The organism is Mycobacterium sp. shizuoka-1, from assembly GCF_002723835.1.
In the GTDB taxonomy this organism is placed as follows: domain Bacteria; phylum Actinomycetota; class Actinomycetes; order Mycobacteriales; family Mycobacteriaceae; genus Mycobacterium.
In genome coordinates this window covers 22947-38054 of record NZ_BEWG01000062.1, presented here as the reverse complement: position 1 = coordinate 38054, position 15108 = coordinate 22947, and the positions used below count along the sequence as shown (strand labels likewise).

The 15108-nt window shown below is 68.8% G+C and carries 16 protein-coding genes; 8 read left to right on the top strand and 8 right to left on the bottom strand.

What is annotated here, in order from left to right; all coding sequences use genetic code 11:
- Positions 1-7: 7 nt before the first annotated feature.
- Positions 8-1345 carry a glutamine synthetase family protein gene (locus MSZK_RS18745; protein WP_099250200.1) on the top strand — a complete coding sequence of 446 codons (1338 nt, stop codon included), beginning with the start codon at positions 8-10 and terminating at the stop codon, positions 1343-1345.
- Positions 1346-2464: an amidohydrolase family protein gene (locus MSZK_RS18740; RefSeq protein WP_099250199.1), complete on the top strand. Its 1119-nt coding sequence runs from the start codon at positions 1346-1348 to the stop codon at positions 2462-2464. It abuts the gene before it with no gap.
- An 11-nt stretch (positions 2465-2475) separates the two neighbouring features.
- Here MSZK_RS18740 and MSZK_RS18735 read toward each other — a convergent pair whose 3' ends face one another.
- Positions 2476-2874, bottom strand: coding sequence for a hypothetical protein (locus MSZK_RS18735; protein ID WP_099250198.1), 399 nt, complete (start codon positions 2872-2874; stop codon positions 2476-2478).
- Positions 2875-3387: 513 nt separating this feature from the next.
- Between MSZK_RS18735 and MSZK_RS18730 the strand changes: the two genes are divergently transcribed.
- The gene (locus MSZK_RS18730; protein WP_142389958.1) at positions 3388-4473 is read left to right on the top strand and encodes a hypothetical protein; all 1086 of its coding nucleotides are present in this window, start codon (positions 3388-3390) and stop codon (positions 4471-4473) included.
- A gap of 55 nt (positions 4474-4528) precedes the next feature.
- On the opposite strand, the gene MSZK_RS18725 is transcribed toward MSZK_RS18730, so the two are convergent.
- From MSZK_RS18725 to MSZK_RS18715, 3 genes are all read right to left on the bottom strand, one after another.
- Complete coding sequence (locus MSZK_RS18725; protein WP_099250196.1) at positions 4529-4999, bottom strand: limonene-1,2-epoxide hydrolase family protein; 471 nt, start codon at positions 4997-4999, stop codon at positions 4529-4531.
- Entirely contained in the window at positions 4989-6782 is a 1794-nt protein-coding gene (locus MSZK_RS18720) for an amidohydrolase family protein (protein ID WP_199203392.1), read from the bottom strand. Before MSZK_RS18720 ends, MSZK_RS18725 begins: the two co-directional genes overlap by 11 nt.
- 80 nt (positions 6783-6862) lie before the next feature.
- Positions 6863-7306, bottom strand: a complete 444-nt coding sequence (locus MSZK_RS18715) for a flavin reductase family protein (protein WP_233211392.1) — start codon at positions 7304-7306, stop codon at positions 6863-6865.
- Between the two features lie 145 nt (positions 7307-7451).
- Here MSZK_RS18715 and MSZK_RS18710 point away from each other — a divergent pair, with 145 nt between their 5' ends.
- From MSZK_RS18710 to MSZK_RS18700, 3 genes are all read left to right on the top strand, one after another.
- A complete protein-coding gene (locus tag MSZK_RS18710; RefSeq protein ID WP_099250194.1) occupies positions 7452-8372 on the top strand; it encodes a dienelactone hydrolase family protein in 921 nt (306 codons plus the stop codon).
- Between the two features lie 88 nt (positions 8373-8460).
- On the top strand, positions 8461-9597 hold the full coding sequence (locus tag MSZK_RS18705) for a glycosyltransferase (RefSeq protein WP_099250244.1): 1137 nt from the start codon (positions 8461-8463) through the stop codon (positions 9595-9597).
- A 41-nt stretch (positions 9598-9638) separates the two neighbouring features.
- Positions 9639-10043, top strand: a complete 405-nt coding sequence (locus MSZK_RS18700; RefSeq protein WP_099250193.1) for a hypothetical protein — start codon at positions 9639-9641, stop codon at positions 10041-10043.
- Here the strand turns inward: MSZK_RS18700 and MSZK_RS18695 are convergent.
- Together MSZK_RS18695 and MSZK_RS18690 are read right to left on the bottom strand one after the other, a co-directional pair.
- Positions 9996-11306: a cytochrome P450 gene (locus MSZK_RS18695; RefSeq protein ID WP_099250243.1), complete on the bottom strand. Its 1311-nt coding sequence runs from the start codon at positions 11304-11306 to the stop codon at positions 9996-9998. The genes MSZK_RS18700 and MSZK_RS18695 overlap by 48 nt on opposite strands.
- A gap of 41 nt (positions 11307-11347) precedes the next feature.
- Complete coding sequence (locus tag MSZK_RS18690) at positions 11348-12628, bottom strand: cytochrome P450 (RefSeq protein ID WP_099250192.1); 1281 nt, start codon at positions 12626-12628, stop codon at positions 11348-11350.
- Positions 12629-12762: 134 nt separating this feature from the next.
- On the opposite strand from MSZK_RS18690, the gene MSZK_RS18685 reads away from it, so the two are divergent.
- Positions 12763-13848, top strand: a complete 1086-nt coding sequence (locus tag MSZK_RS18685) for a pyridoxal-phosphate dependent enzyme (protein WP_099250191.1) — start codon at positions 12763-12765, stop codon at positions 13846-13848.
- Positions 13849-13876: 28 nt separating this feature from the next.
- Positions 13877-14065, top strand: coding sequence for a hypothetical protein (locus MSZK_RS18680; RefSeq protein ID WP_099250190.1), 189 nt, complete (start codon positions 13877-13879; stop codon positions 14063-14065).
- 7 nt (positions 14066-14072) lie between these two features.
- Here MSZK_RS18680 and MSZK_RS18675 read toward each other — a convergent pair whose 3' ends face one another.
- Positions 14073-14576, bottom strand: coding sequence for a nuclear transport factor 2 family protein (locus tag MSZK_RS18675; RefSeq protein ID WP_099250189.1), 504 nt, complete (start codon positions 14574-14576; stop codon positions 14073-14075).
- A gap of 41 nt (positions 14577-14617) precedes the next feature.
- A complete protein-coding gene (locus MSZK_RS18670; protein ID WP_099250188.1) occupies positions 14618-15073 on the bottom strand; it encodes an SRPBCC family protein in 456 nt (151 codons plus the stop codon).
- Positions 15074-15108 lie beyond the last annotated feature (35 nt).

The following is a 15108-nucleotide window of genomic DNA, read 5'->3' as shown; positions in this document are numbered from 1 at the left end:
CGGCACAATGGCAGCCATGACCGCACCGCTGTTCGACGCCGACGACGTGGACACCGTGATCGGAACCGTCGTCAACCCCGCCGGGCTGACGCACGCCAAGACGGTGCCGCTCGGCCGCCTGGACGCATTCGCCGATCCAGGACTGGGCGCCAGCCCGGTCTGGCACGGGTTCGCCATCGACCGTGCCGGTATCGCCTTCACCCCGGGCATCAGCGTGGTCGGCGACGAGCGGGTGCGCATCGACCTGGACGCGGTACGGGCCATCGGCGACGGCTTGGCGTGGGCACCGGGCGGCTTCTTCGACCAGGACGGCAACCCGATCCCGTCCTGTGCGCGCGGGACCCTGGCCCGGATCGAATCCCGGCTGACGCAGGCCGGGCTGCACGCGCTGGTCGGCCACGAGATCGAGTTCCTGCTCGTCGATCCCGACGGCAATCGGCTGCCCGGCAATCTGTGGGCACAGTACGGCCTGGCCGGGGTGCTGGAACACGAGGGGTTCGTCCGTGACGTCACCGCCGCGGCGGGCGCCGCCGGGGTCGGCATCGAACAGTTCCACCCCGAGTACGGCGTCAACCAATTCGAGATCTCGCTGGCCCCGCGATCGCCGGTGGCCGCCGCCGACCAGCTGATCCTGGCCCGCATCATCATCAGCAGGGTGGCGCGCACATACGGCATGCGGGTGAGCCTGTCGCCGGTGCCGTTCGCCGGGAGCGTGGGTTCGGGCGCGCACCAACACTTTTCGCTGCTTCGGGGCGACTCGCCGCTGTTCTCCGGGGGCACCGGGGCCCAGGGGATGACCGAGGAAGGCCAGAGTGCCGTCGGCGGGATCATCTCGGGCCTGCCGCAGGCGCAGCTGATCTTCTGCGGCTCGATCGTGTCCGGGCTGCGGATGCAGCCCGGCAACTGGGCCGGCGCGTACGCCTGCTGGGGCACCGAGAACCGCGAGGCGGCCGTGCGTTTCGTGCGCGGCGGCCACGGCAACCCGTACGGGGCCAACGTCGAGGTCAAGGTCGTCGACCCGTCGGCCAACCCGTACTTCGCCACCGCCGCGATCCTGGGCCTGGCTCTCGACGGCATCGAGCACGACGCCGCGCTCCCGCCGGAAACCCCGGTCGACCCGGCCACCCTGTCCGAGGACGACCGCAGGGCCGCGGGCACGGTGGCGCTGAGCAGCGACCAGGCCGAGCAGATCGCCGCGCTGGACGGATCGGCTCGGCTGCGGGAGATCCTGGGCGACGCCGCCGTCGACGCGTTGGTCGCCGTTCGCCGCTATGAGCACGAAACGTATTCGCATCTGGACCCCGAGGCGCTCACCGAGAAGTTCCGGATGGCCTGGAGCCTGTAGGTGGCCGCGACGACCGCCCTGGCCGACCACATCGCCGCCGTGCGCCTGGTGGACAACCACGTGCATGGCTACTGGCTGGCCGCCGGCGACCGGCGGCGGTTCGAGAACGGCCTCAACGAGGCCAACATCGAGCCGCTGGCCGAGTTCGACTCCGGTTTCGACACCCAACTCGGCTTCGCCGTCCGCGCACACTGCGCGCCGCTGCTCGGGTTACCCGAACATGTTGACCCGCAGAGCTATTGGGAGCGGCGCCAGGCGTTCACCGAAGACCAACTGGCTCGGCTGTTCCTGCCGGCCGCCGGGGTCAGCGACTGGCTGGTCGACACCGGCCTGCCCGGCGCGATCGCCGGGCTGCCGGAGATGGCGGACACCTCCGGGGGATCGGTCGCCGAGATCGTCCGCCTCGAGCAGATCGCCGAGCAGGCCGCGGCGACCCCGGGTGACTATGCCGAGGCGTTTCGACACATCCTGCACACGCGTGCCGCAACGGCGGTGGCCACCAAGACGGTGCTCGCCTACCGCGGCGGGTTCGACGGCGACCTGTCCGAACCGGACGCCCGCGCCGTCGCCGACGCGGCCAACCGCTGGCGCGACACCGGGGGAGTGCGACTGACCGATCGGGTGCTGCTGCGCTTCGGCGTGCACGAGGCACTTCGGCTGGGCAAGCCCCTGCAGTTCCACGTCGGACTCGGGGACCGCGACTGCGATCTGCACCGCACCAACCCGATGCTGCTGCTGGATCTCCTGCGGCAGTCCGGCAGCACGCCGATCGTGCTCTTGCACTGTTACCCGTACGAGCGGGAGGCGGGCTATCTGGCCCAGGCCTTCAACAACGTCTATCTGGATGTCGGCCTGAGCATCAACCATCTCGGCGCCCGCGCCGAGGCGTTCATCGCGCGCACGCTCGAGCTGGCACCGTTTCGCAAGATCCTCTATTCGTCGGACGCGTTCGGCCCGGCCGAACTGCACTACCTCGGCTCGCGGCTCTGGCGCTCAGGGATGACCGCCGTGCTGGGCCGGTTCGTCGAGCGCGGCCAGTGGAGCACCGCAGATGCGGTCAGAGTCACCGACCTGATCGGCCACGACAATGCCGCACGCGTCTACCGGTTGCCGCGCTGAGTGACGAGGGTTCAGGCGGGCGCGAAGTGCGTCCAGGTGGAGATGCCGGCCGGACCCGTGCACTGCAGCGGCACCCCGGGAACCTTGGTCTGCCATTCGTTGCCGGCCCAGCGCTGCTGTGCGGTGGTCCCCGGGGTCGAGCAGGGCAATGCCACCTGTGCCTCGCCGACCAACGGGCCGGTGGGCATCCATACGCCACTGGCTGCGCAGATCAACGTTGCGTTCTGGGCGTCCATCCCGAAGACGAACGACGGGCTCGGAGTGCAGGGGGTGCCACTGACGACGTTGCGGGCCACGTTCGGCACACAACTCGGGGAGTGGCACGAGGTGGCCGACGACGGGCCGGCGAGCGGGACCGCGACACCGAGGAGCCCGCACGCGATGACGGGCACCATGACGATCTTGCGCATCCCTGCCTCCTGACGATCGGGCCAACCTCCCGGCCCGCTCAGCCTAGCGTCGGCACCGCGCCGCCGAGTCGGGTTTGCGCCGAGCGGCGAGCCGCCTCACCAGCAAATTCTCCGGGGGCACGCCCGGCAGACACATCCGCGTGTGTGCTGCCACCCGGCGGTCACCAAAGCGGCTGGTCGCACCGCCCCGCTCAGCCCCCGGCAGCCGTCGGCCCGGTCGGCCGGAAACTATCGATCCCGTCAGTCAACCTATTTGTTTAGCTAATTACTCGCCGAATCAAATAGTTAATTGACGTGTTTGTGGATAAATAATTATCGCTTGCGTCATCGACTCACAGCGTTCAATCAGGTTGCTGTGCATCAGTTTTGACCAGATACTCCCGCCAGTATCCAGGATGTGAACGCGCGAATGACGACACCGCACATTTTTTTGAGAAAACCTCCAATTTTCTCCTTACTCGCGAGTAGCTTCCGAATTCGGAGGGGGTTCTGGAGAAGATGAAGGAGCACGCTATGCATTTCGCCCTCAACCGGACTGTCACCGCGGGAGTTGCTCTCGCCGGGGCGAGCGCCATTGCGATGACGCCGATCCTGGCCTCGTCGCCCGGGGTCCAGCTACCGTCGCTGCGCAGCGCAGAGGTACAGATGGCCGCGTTCGTGAACCCGATCGAGGAGTGGGTGCAGGTCATCGGGACCAGTTTCACCAACCTCAGCGCCCTGGGCACGCAGGTCCAGATCGATCCGACGCCGATCCTGAGTCAGCTGGCCACGAACTTCTTCGCCAACGCGAATACGCTGGTCGACACGGCATCGCAGACGTTCGGACAGGCGGTCAGCACGTTCGCCTCGATGCCGCAGGCGTTCTTCAACGCCGCCAACCAACTCGCGGCCGGCCAGGTTGCCGACGCGGTGCAGACAATCTGGGGTGGGGTGCTGCTACCGCCGGTATTCCTGGCGATCATTCCGATCAACGCGGTGATCCCGATGGTGCAGACCGCCGCACAGAACGTCGCCAACGTGATCGGCGCCCTGGGCGGGGTGAACCTACTGTTGACCGGAATCGCGGTGATATCACCGATTTACGCCACCATCACCCAGTTCGGTGACAGCGCGCAAGCGGTCGTGGACGCCGTCCGGGCGGGCGATCTGGTGACGGCGACCAGCGCGCTCATCAACGCGCCCGCAATGCTGGCGAACGCGTTCCTCAACGGCAACGAGTCCACGCCCGGTCTGCTGACCCCGCTCGACGGCGTGGGCGGCGGCGGGCCCATCGCCGCGCTGTTGAAATTGCGCGACGCGGTGGCCGAGGCGCTCAAGCCGCCGGCAGCACCCGCGTCCGCGGCGGCCACGACGCTGACGGCCAAGGTGGCCGCATCCGCCGAGTCGACGACCACAGCCAAGACCGATGACCCCCCGGCACCCGAAAGCTCGCCTGCGGCAACGTCATCGGAAACCGCAACCGGCTCGGTCAAGGCGCACAGCCCGGTGCGGTCGGGCAGTAAAACCGCCAGCAGCGGCAAGAAAGCCGGCGGCGCATCGAGCGCACATTCCACCGGCAACGGCAAGGGCGGCTCGGCCCGGCACCGCGGCGCGGCCTAGTTCGGGGTGGTCCCGGTGGCCGTCATCTCGACGGTGGCGGTCACCGGCGGACCGATCAGATCAGCCCGGTGGCGTCGAACATCCACGAGGTGTCGGCCGTGGCCAGCTCCTCCATCCAGGTGGGCGGGGCGAAGCTGATCAGCCCGTTCATGTCCCAGTAGTCCTTCCACAGCGTGATCTTGCCGTCGGCGACCTTGTGGACCGTGACGAACCGCAGCACACCCTGCTCACCGCTGGCGAACGTCCACGTCTCGGAGTGCTCGTACATGGTGTCCACGCCGTTGCTGACCAGCACACCATCGTGATTCTCGTAGCCGGCCAGCGGTTCCAGTCCGACCTTGAGCCGCTTGACGATGTCCTCGGGCCCGCGCGCGGCCGCAATCGGGCCGACCGGCATGTCGACGTAGATGCAATCGTCGGACAGGAAGGTCTTCAGCGTCTCCCAGTCGCGGTTGGACAGCGCATTCCACATGCCCAGCACGGTCTGGGCAACCTCGGTGGGTACTGCCGAAGTGTCAATTGACATGGGCCAGCTCCGATTCCGTCGTCGTTCCGGGCGCCGGAGTCGGCCGGCCCACCCGCAGGAAACTTCCGGTGCGCTCGGCGCCGAGTACCGGCGTCGGCTCCCCGTCGCGGACCACCGCGCGACCGCCGATCAGCACCAGCTCGACGACGTCGTTGTTGCGGTTGACCATCCGGGGCAGTCCGGCGTACTGCTCGACCGGGGCCTCGGCGTAGTCGTCGAGGTGGCTGTCGAGCCGATTCGGGTTCAGCACGACCAGGTCGGCGCGGTCGCCCACCCGCAGGTGCCCGGCGTCGATCTGATACCAGTCGGCCAGCTCGCCGGTCATCCGGTGCACGGCCTGCTCGACCGACATGAACGGACGCCCGCTGCGTTGCGCGTCTCGCACGTGGCGCAACAGCCGTAACCCGTAGTTGTAGAACGCCATATTGCGCAGGTGCGCACCGGCATCCGAGAAGCCCATCTGGATGCCGGGGTCGCGGGCCAGCTTCTTGAGCACCTCGGGACGGTGATTGGAGATCGTGGTGCGCCAGCGCAGTTTGGTGCCGTGCTCGAGCACCAGGTCCAGGAATGCGTCCACCGGGTGCAGCCCGCCGCGGTCCACGCCGACCTGGCCGAAGGACTTGCCCACCACGGTCTCGTCCGGGCAGGCGACGATCTCGGCGTCGAAGAAGTCGCGGTGCCAGACCCGCACCCCGTACTTGCTGTCGTAGTCCTTGCGGAACTGGCGCCGGTATCCCTCGTCGGAGAGCAGGGCATTGCGTTCGACCTCGTCGCGCAGATGCAGCGCGGCGGCACCCGAACCGAACTCCTCGAACACCACCAGATCGATGCCGTCGGCGTACACCTCGAACGGAACCGGCAGATGCTGCCAGCGGAAGTCGCCGCCGAACCGGTTCACCACCCGGGCGAGCGGGCCCATGATCAGGATGGCGAACGGATTGGCCTTGACGTCGGCGGCCGACAGCAGGCTGGTCTTGAGCTTGTCGCGCAGCACCGGAAGCGACTGCGCCACTTGGGAGATCAGGTTCAGCGGGTTCTGGATGTCGGGCCCGGACTGCAGCACCCGGCCGCGCTTGCGCAGCAGCGACTTGAGCCGGCGCAGCTCGCGCGGCTTGGCATACGTCGACGGCAGCGTGCGCGACCGACAGGTCTCGCCGTCGATCTTGTCGAACAGCAGCTGCTGAGAGGACAGCCCGACGAATCCGGCGTCCAGTGCCTCGGCCAGCATCCGTTCCATCTCAGCCTGCTGACGGGCGTTGGGCCGCACATCCTTTCGGGTGGCCCGATCCAATCCCATGACGGCGGTCCGCATGTCGGAGTGACCGATGAAGGCCGCGATGTTCGGCCCGAGCGCCCGCGACTCCAGCGCCGCGACGTACTGCTCGGCGCAGTTCCAGGTCTTCGCCCCGTCGACGGCGGCGATCACGTGCTCACGCGGGATCGCCTCGACGCGCCCGAACAGGTCGCCGGCATCGCTGCCGCCGACATGGATGGTCGACAACGAGCAGGACCCCAGCAGGACGGTGGTGACCCCGTGGCGCACCGACTCCGGCAGTCCCGGGCCGCCGAGCACCTCGACGTCGTAGTGGGTGTGCACGTCGACCATGCCCGGCAGCACCCACTTGCCGCCGGCGTCGACGACGTCGGGGCAGCCGGTGACGTCGAGGGGCCGCAGGCTGACGGTGGCGATGCGGCCGTCGCGGATGCCGATGTCACGGATCCCGGACGGCGCACCCGTTCCGTCGAACCACCGGCCGTTGCGGATGATCGTGTCGTAGGTCACGAGCGTCAATAGAACCGTTTGCCCGAACCAGTGTCAACGATTTAGTGGACACTTTTGCGAATCTGTTTACGGCCGCGGGTTCACGCCTCGTGTCCGGGCTCCAGGTCCTTGACGTCGGTGAACGTGACCAGGTCGCCGAACCGCTCGGGGGCGGCACCGGCCACCGGCTGGGTCAGATGCCCGACGTGATCGCCCAGGTCGAAGCGGTCCATGACCCGGCCGGCGAACCAGGCGGCCGCGTCGGCGAGGATCGGCAGCCCGTCGGGGCCCTCCCACCACCGGCATCGCTCGAACTTGTCGATCCGGTCCCCGGTCTCGCTGCCGAACAGCCGCGCCAGCTCCCGATGCTCCGTGGACAGCAGGTGCACCGCCAGGTGGGTGGCGCCACCCGCCGCGACGCGATAGGTGTGATTGCGCTTGGACAGCCCCACCAGAAACCGCGGCGGGTTGATCGACACCTGGCTGCTGAACCCCACCAGGCAGCCCGCCCGCTGATCGCCCACCCGGGTGGTCACCACGAACATCGGATAGTCCAGCAGCGCCACCACCTGCTCGAACGCCTGCGACCCGGCGAGTACCTCGTGCTCAGCGTGCTCAGCCACCCATTCCACCTTCCTCGACGATCGTGCTCTCAGCGCAGGCATACCCATCGGGCGCATACTCGCGAAGGTGACTCCGTTACAGCGCTACATCGCCGAAGAGATCGCCACCGATCACGTCGACGGCCTGCTCAGCCGCCGAGAGGCGTTGCGGCGGCTGGCGCTGCTGGGCGTCGGCACGGCCGCGGCGAGCGCGTTGATCGCGGCATGCGCCGGCGACAAACCGGCGGCCGCGCCGTCCGCCTCGTCGCCGTCACCGGCCGCGCCGTCGACCACCTCGCCGCCGCCGGGACTGGCGGGCGCGCTGCCCACCACGCCGATCACCTGGCCGGGGTCCACCGGCGAGTTGCAGGGCAGCTGGGCACCGGCCGCCACGCCACGGGGCGCAGTGCTGGTGATCCACGAGAACAAGGGTCTGAACGACTGGGTGCGCTCGGTCGCCGGTCGCCTGGCCGGTATCGGGTACTCCGCGCTGGCCATCGACCTGCTCTCCGAGGAAGGCGGTACCGCGACGTTCACCGACCCGGCCGCCGCGACCGCGGCGCTGGGTGCCGTAGCGCCCGAGCGGTTCCTCGCCGATCTGCGTTCCGGTCTCGACGAGCTGGCCCGCCGCGCCCCGGGCCGCAAGCTCGCCGTCGTCGGCTTCTGCTTCGGCGGCGGGCTGGTGTGGCGTCTGCTGGCCGCCGGTGAACCACGCCTGGCCGCGGCGGTGCCGTTCTACGGCCCGCTACCGGACAACCCCGACTTCGCCGGCTCGCGCAACGCCGCGGTGCTCGGCCTCTACGGTGCGCTCGACCAACGGGTCACGTCCTCGGAACCGGCCGCCAAGGCGGCGCTCGATCAGGCCGGGCTGGTCAACGACCTGGTCGTCGAACCCGACGCCGATCACGCCTTCTTCAACGACACCGGACCGCGCTACAACCCCCTTGCCGCCGCCGACGCCTGGACCCGACTACAGGACTGGTTCGCTGCGCATCTCGATCAGGGGTAATCGAATTGTGGCTGTTCACCGCGTGTTCAGGACACCGAAGGGCGGTGGTGGCCGGGCGCACACCGCCACGCGTTCAGATACGGCCATGATGCGGGTCGCGCAGGTCGCGAACTTCTACGGCCCGCGCTCGGGGGGCCTGCGTACGGCGGTCGACCGGCTCGGCGCCGAATACTGCGCCGCCGGGCACGAGGTGTTTCTGATCGTGCCGGGATCCGGCGCGTCGCACACCGAGCTGCCCAGCGGGGTCGTCCGAATCACGGTGCCGGCCAGGCAGATTCCATTCACCGGGGGCTATCGTGCGGTGCTGCCCGCGCCGGTGACCGCGCTGTTGGAGCGGTTGGCACCCGATGCCATCGAGGTGTCCGACCGGTTCACCCTGCGGTCGCTGGGCCGGTGGGGTGCACAGCGGGGCGTGACGACCGTGATGATCTCCCATGAGCGGCTGGATCGGCTGACCGGGCAACTGCTGCCAAGGCGGCTGGCCCGCCGGCTCGCCGACGTGGCCAATCGCCGGACCGCGGCCAATTACGACACGGTGCTGTGCACCACCGCCTTCGCCCGTGAGGAGTTCGATCGCATCGGCGCCACCAACGTGATGACGGTGCCGCTGGGCGTGGACCTGGACATGTTTCATCCCCGTCGGTTCTGCCCACTGGCCCGCAGCCGCCGGGCCGCCCCCGATCAGCTGTTACTGGTGCACTGCGGGCGCCTGTCGGTCGAGAAACGGGCCGATCGCAGCATCGACGCCCTTGCCGCCCTTCGCCATTCGGGTGTCGACGCCCGGCTGGTGATCGTCGGCGACGGGCCGATGCGGGCCCGGCTGCAGCGCCAGGCCGCGCGGTTGCCGGTGGACTTCACCGGCTTCGTCGACTCGCGTGACGCCGTGGCCAGGTTGTTGGCCACCGCCGATGTCGCGTTGGCGCCCGGCCCGCACGAGACGTTCGGCCTGGCGGCGCTGGAAGCGCTGGCGTGCGGAACGCCGGCGGTGGTGTCCCGCACCTCGGCGCTGACCGAGATCCTCACCTCCGACAGCGGCGCATGTGCCGACAACGATCCGCGCGCGATCGCCGCCGCCGTCGCGGGCATCATCGACCGCCCCGAACACCATCGGCGATTCTGCGCACGACGGCGGGCGGAAACCTTCACCTGGCGCCGGTCGGCGAGCGGCATGCTGACCGCATTGAGCGGTTTGGCGCAGGGCCGGGACGGGAACGCCGCTTTTTGACGGTGCCGTATCGGCGGCCCCGACCGATGAAGGAGCCGAGGATGTCCTCGAACGTGTGGATTGTCATCGCCGTGCTCGCCGTGCTGCTTGTCGTCGGAGCACTGGTCTGGGTGGGACGCAATCGCCAGCTCAGCCGCCGGCGCGCGCAGGCCGACGAGATCCGTGACGAAGTCCGCCAGGAGCAGGCAAAGGTAGCGCGCCGCGAGGCCCTGGCCGATGAGACCGCCGCCAAAGCCCGTGCGGCACAGGCGGAAGCGGAAGCGAAGGCCGCCGAGGCGGCTCGGCTGGAAGAGAACGCCGCCAAGCACCGCGACCAGGCGGCCGCCCATCGCGAGGAACTCGACGAGCGGGCCTCGCATGCCGACGCCCTGGACCCTCGGGTCGACCAGGAGGCGGCGTCAGTCGCGCGAGGAGATCAGCCCGGGCGAGCCGAGGCTGACCGGTAGGTCGGCCCACCCGCGCAGCACCCGGGTGTCGCGACGGCTGCCGAGCCCGGCGAGTTGAGCCTCGGGGAAGTGCGTGAAGAACCGGCGCAGTCCTACTTCGCCCTCGGCGCGGGCCAGCGCGGCCCCGAGGCAGAAGTGCCGGCCCCCCGAAAAGGCCAGGTGCTTACCGGCGTTCGGGCGGCCTACGTCGAATCGGTGCGGGTCCTCGAACACGGCTGGGTCGCGGTTGGCGGCGGCGAGATAGATCGCCACCATCTGGCCCGCTCGCACAGTGGTGCCGGCTACCTCGGTGTCTCGCAACGCGATTCGCGCCGACAACTGGACCGGTGACTCCAGGCGCAGGATCTCTTCGACTGCGGTCGGCCACAGCGACGGATCCTCCCGCAGCCGCGCGAGCTGATCGGGGGAGTTGAGCAGCAATCGAATCCCGTTGCCCAGCAGGTTGACAGTGGTCTCGAACCCGGCGGCGAGGACCAGACCGGCGACGCCCTGCAACTCGGTCTCATCGAGGTGCTGCCCGTCGTCCGACGCCTCGATGAGCTGGCTCATCAGGTCGTCGCCGGGGTGTTCGCGCAGATGGCGCAGGTGCGCGGACAGCCACCGGTTGAACCCGGCCAGTCCCGTCTGCACCCGCTGGTACTGCGACCAGGTCAGCCCGATGTCCAGACTCGGCGCGGCGAGTTCACCGAATTCGAGGATCCGCGGCCGGTCGGCGTCGGGTACTCCGAGGATGTCGCCGATGATCGCGACGGGCAGCTGCGAGCAGTACCGCTCGACGATGTCGACCACGCGGGGACCGTCGGACAGCCCGTCGAGCAGGTCGGCGGCGGTGTCCTCGACCCGGTCCCGCAGTGCGGCCACCGCCCGCGAGGTGAACACCGACGAGACGGTCTTGCGGTAGCGGGTGTGTTCCGGGGGTTCCACGGCCAGCAGGGATGGCGGTCGCAGCGGGTGCAGCAGGTCGTCGCGGGTGCGTCGCTCCACCCAGCGCAGGGGCTTGGGCAGATTGCCGCCGAGAATGATCACCCGGAAATCCTCCGAGCGCAGCAGTTCGTGGGCCACCGCGTGGTCGAGAGTCAGGTAACCCAGCCGAGTGGGAAGCATCGGTCCCTGCGGACGCATCTCTTCGAAGAACGACACCGGGTCGGTGCGCACCGCCGGATCGAATGCCATCCGGGCCTGTGGGTCACCGCGACGGGCCGCCACGCTGGCCGCCGCCCGGATCACGCCGTGCATCACCAACCAGTGCGCCCGCTGCTTCATGTCCATCACGCTACGAGGGCGGCAGCGCCGGCGCCACACCCTCAGGTCGGCGTCCAGCTCACCGGCAGCCGTTTGATGCCGTGGATGAATGCCGAGAGCAGCATCGATGGCTCCTCGGTCACTTCGATGTCCGGGATCCGCCGGTGCAGTTCGTCGAAGACGACGGCGATCTCCCGGCGGGCCAGGTTGGCGCCCAGACAGAAGTGCGCGCCGCCGCCGCCGAAGCCGACGTGATGATTGGGGGTGCGGGTGACGTCGAAGAGCCACGGGTCGGCGAACTTGTCCTCGTCACGGTTGGCCGAGGCGTACCACATGGTGACCTTGTCACCCTCGGCCATCTTCACGCCCGACAGCTCGACGTCGCGGGTGACGGTGCGGCGCATGTAGATCACCGGCGACGCCCAGCGCACCACCTCCTCGACAGCGGTGTCTGCGACCGCGTCGAAGTCGTTCCACCAGATCCGGCGTTGCTCCGGATACCGGGTCAGGGCCAAGACGCCGTGGCTGATCGCGTTGCGCGTGGTCTCGTTGCCCGCGACGGCCAGCAGGATGAAGAACGAGGCGATCTCGGCCGACGTCAGCCGCTCGCCGTCGACCTCGGCGGCCACCAGCGCGGTGGTGAGGTCGTCGCGGGGATTGACCCGCCGGTCCTCGGCCATCGCAGTGGCATAGGCGCCGATGTCGAAGGCCACCTTGAGGAACTCGTCGAAATCGGTGGTCAGGTCGGGGTCACCGAACCCCAGAATGATGTTGGTCCAGTGAAAGATCCGCTCGTGGTCGTCCTCGGGGATGCCCATCATGTCGCAGATCACCTGCAGGGGCAGCGGCCCGGACAGCTCGGTCACCAGCTCGGCGTTGCCGTCGGGATGGTTGGTGATCATCGCCGATACCAGCCGCTGCGCGCGATCGCGCACCGATTCCTCGGTGCGGGCCACCACCTTCGGGGTGAAGGCGCTGCGCACGATGTTGCGCAGCCGGGCGTGCCGCGGGTCATCCAGCGCGATCATCGACCCGAAGTATTCGGCGACCTCCGGGATCTGGTCGCCGATGGTGATGTTCGGGTAGGAGCTGAAGATCTCGGGGTGACGGCTGGCGTAGAAGACGTCGTCGAGCTTGGTCAGCGCCCAGTGCCCCGGGCCGGGTTCGATACCCGCGAACTCGACCTCGTGGAAGAACGTGATCGGGGACTCGCGCCGCAGCGTGGCGAACGCGCCGTCGCGCAGTGAATCGTCCATGCCCCAGAACTCGAAGGTGCCCAGGTTGATGTCCTCGAGGGCCATCTCGGGAGGCGGCTGTCCATTGACGCGAGTGGCGATGCCCATGGGAGATGACAGTAGAGTCCGGCGCGCCCGGTCGTGATCGTTTCCGGATTCGGGCACCCGTGCTGCCACGATGACTCCCGCACCGTCCCAGCCGGTACGCTGTGGGTGGTCGACGAACGCGAGGGCACCGAGCCATGAACCTGCCACCGTTGGTATGTGGCTCGTGCGGAACCGAATTCGACGTCGCCGAGCTGGTGTGGCGCTGCCCCTGCGGCGGCGTGTTCGATGTCGGCGGGCAGTGGCTGCCGACCCCGGAAGCACCGCTGCCGCTGCGGGTCGGCGACACCGTCACGCTGGGCGAGGGGAATACCCCCATGGTGGTCTCCCAGACCCTGCCGTCGGCCCGGTTCAAGCTCGAATTCCTCAGCCCCACATTGTCTTTCAAGGATCGTGGCGCGGTGGTGCTGGCGACGCTGGCCGCCCGCCTGCGGGTGGACAAGGCGGTGGTCGACAGCAGCGGCAACGCCGGGACCGCCGCGGCGGCCTACCTCGCCAGGGCCGGCGTCACCTGCCAGGTGCTCGTGCCGGCGTCGACCTCACCGGAGAAGCTGGCCCAGATCCGCTCACACGGAGCCGAGTTGACCGTGGTGCCGGGCAGCCGGGCCGACACCGCCGCGGCCGCCGCGCGCATCGCCGAGCGCCCCGGGGTGTTCTATGCCAGTCACGTCTACCACCCGTACTTCCTGCACGGGGTCAAGATGTACGGCTACGAGATCTGGCGCCAGAACGGGCACCGACTGCCCGAGGCGGTACTGGTGCCCGTCGGCAACGGGACTCTGCTGCTGGGCTGTCATCTGGCGTTCAGCGAGCTGGTCGCCGCCGGGCTGGCCGACCGGATACCGGCTCTGCTGGGCGTGCAGGCGGCGGGCTGCGCTCCGCTGGCGGCGACCTGGCGGGGACGGGACTTTCCCCAGCGGCCGACCGTCGCCGAGGGCATCGCGATCACCGCGCCGCCGCGGGCCCGGCAGATCCTGGCCGCCGTGCGGGCGTCCGGCGGCACGATCGTCGCCGTCGACGACGACGCGGTCGTCGCCGCCCGCCGGGTGCTCGCCGAGCGCGAAGGGCTGTTCGTCGAGCCCACCGCGGCGGTCTGCTTCGCCGCCGCGGCCGGTGCGGCCGATCGCGGGGAACCGGAATGGGACCGGCTACGCGAATCCGTCGCCGCCGGTGACGTGGTGATCCCGCTGTGCGGAGCGGGTCTCAAGCATCCCGGGGATTGAACCGTGCTCCCGCGGGGAAGCAACAAGCATGGCTACCTACCGCGTGATCAACCCGCACGGCGACGTCGTCGACACCAAGGACATCGAGAGCGCGCAGGACGCCCATGCCTGGTTCGTCGACGCCCGGGCGGACAACTCCGAACTGGGCTGGCGGATGGAAGTGGAGCACGACGGCCAGTGGAGCTTCTTCGACGACACCGAAGGCAGCGCCGACTGACCCGGCGTCAGCCCAGATCCCAACCCATGTTGCGGGCGAACGTCACGGCGTCCTCGGAGATGGTGCCGAGCTTCTTCGACGTCTGGATGTAGCCACGCACCATCGGCATGAAATTCATCGGGTTGTAGGCGTCTTCCTCGTAGCTCCACAGTCCGTCGCCGGCGTACTTGAGCACCGAGATGTTGGGCTCCTCATGGATGCTGCCGTCGCCGGGATCGCGCATCCGGTTCTGGAACTCGCAGATCACCCAGCCCTTGTCCACATCGATGGAATGCCAGGTGGACGGGAACCACGGCATCTCGGTGCCCGGAAAGGTGTTCATGGTCTTGACGATCCACTCGCGGATCGCCTCACGACCGTGGAACGTGCCGTAGGAATGCTCGACGTAGGTGGCGTCTTCGGTGAACTGGTCGGCGAACCGTGACCAGTCCCAGCTGTCGGCGATGCCGACGACCACCTGCTTGTGTTCTTCGAACGCCGACTCAATTTCCTCGCGTGTCCATCGACCCATCCACCGGTTGTACCAAACGAATCGGCGGCCGCGGCGGGGATTCAGTCGTTCTCGACGACCTTCTTGATCCGTTCCAGGGTGGTCCGCATGTCGCGCTTGTTGCGCCGGACCCGCAGCTGCCCACCCAACAACTCGAACACCCGAACCCCGGGGAAATCGGCCATCCGGAAGGACTCTGTCACGTCGGTGCCGTCGCCGCGCGGATCGAGACGGTAGTGCCAGTTGTTGACCGCCCGATCGCCGGCCAGCACGGCGAAGCCGAATTCCCGTCCGGGCTCGCAGGCGGTGATGCGACACGTGGTCCAGTAGACCGGGCCGATCTCGTTGCGCCGCACGTGGCCGCGGAACTTTGCGCCCAGCGCCGGGCCGGTGGCCCCGCCGAGCCATTCGGATTCGAACACCTCCGGGGAGAACTCGCCGGTCCGGGTGATGTCGGTGATGACGTTCCAGATCTTGTCGGCCGGTGCGGCCATGTGCACAGTCACGGAGCCTTCCATGACGGGCATCGTAGATCCGGGCGCCCCCGGGCCCC

What these genes read in the sequence shown, in the direction of transcription:
- MSZK_RS18745 (WP_099250200.1), top strand. Translation starts at nt 8, where the DNA reads ATGGCAGCCATGACCGCACCGCTGTTCGACGCCGACGACGTGGACACC.
- MSZK_RS18735 (WP_099250198.1), bottom strand. Translation starts at nt 2,874, where the DNA reads ATGCGCAAGATCGTCATGGTGCCCGTCATCGCGTGCGGGCTCCTCGGT.
- MSZK_RS18730 (WP_142389958.1), top strand. Translation starts at nt 3,388, where the DNA reads ATGCATTTCGCCCTCAACCGGACTGTCACCGCGGGAGTTGCTCTCGCC.
- MSZK_RS18725 (WP_099250196.1), bottom strand. Translation starts at nt 4,999, where the DNA reads ATGTCAATTGACACTTCGGCAGTACCCACCGAGGTTGCCCAGACCGTG.
- MSZK_RS18715 (WP_233211392.1), bottom strand. Translation starts at nt 7,306, where the DNA reads ATGTTCGTGGTGACCACCCGGGTGGGCGATCAGCGGGCGGGCTGCCTG.
- MSZK_RS18705 (WP_099250244.1), top strand. Translation starts at nt 8,461, where the DNA reads ATGCGGGTCGCGCAGGTCGCGAACTTCTACGGCCCGCGCTCGGGGGGC.
- MSZK_RS18700 (WP_099250193.1), top strand. Translation starts at nt 9,639, where the DNA reads ATGTCCTCGAACGTGTGGATTGTCATCGCCGTGCTCGCCGTGCTGCTT.
- MSZK_RS18695 (WP_099250243.1), bottom strand. Translation starts at nt 11,306, where the DNA reads ATGAAGCAGCGGGCGCACTGGTTGGTGATGCACGGCGTGATCCGGGCG.
- MSZK_RS18690 (WP_099250192.1), bottom strand. Translation starts at nt 12,628, where the DNA reads ATGGGCATCGCCACTCGCGTCAATGGACAGCCGCCTCCCGAGATGGCC.
- MSZK_RS18685 (WP_099250191.1), top strand. Translation starts at nt 12,763, where the DNA reads ATGAACCTGCCACCGTTGGTATGTGGCTCGTGCGGAACCGAATTCGAC.
- MSZK_RS18680 (WP_099250190.1), top strand. Translation starts at nt 13,877, where the DNA reads ATGGCTACCTACCGCGTGATCAACCCGCACGGCGACGTCGTCGACACC.
- MSZK_RS18675 (WP_099250189.1), bottom strand. Translation starts at nt 14,576, where the DNA reads ATGGGTCGATGGACACGCGAGGAAATTGAGTCGGCGTTCGAAGAACAC.
- MSZK_RS18670 (WP_099250188.1), bottom strand. Translation starts at nt 15,073, where the DNA reads ATGGAAGGCTCCGTGACTGTGCACATGGCCGCACCGGCCGACAAGATC.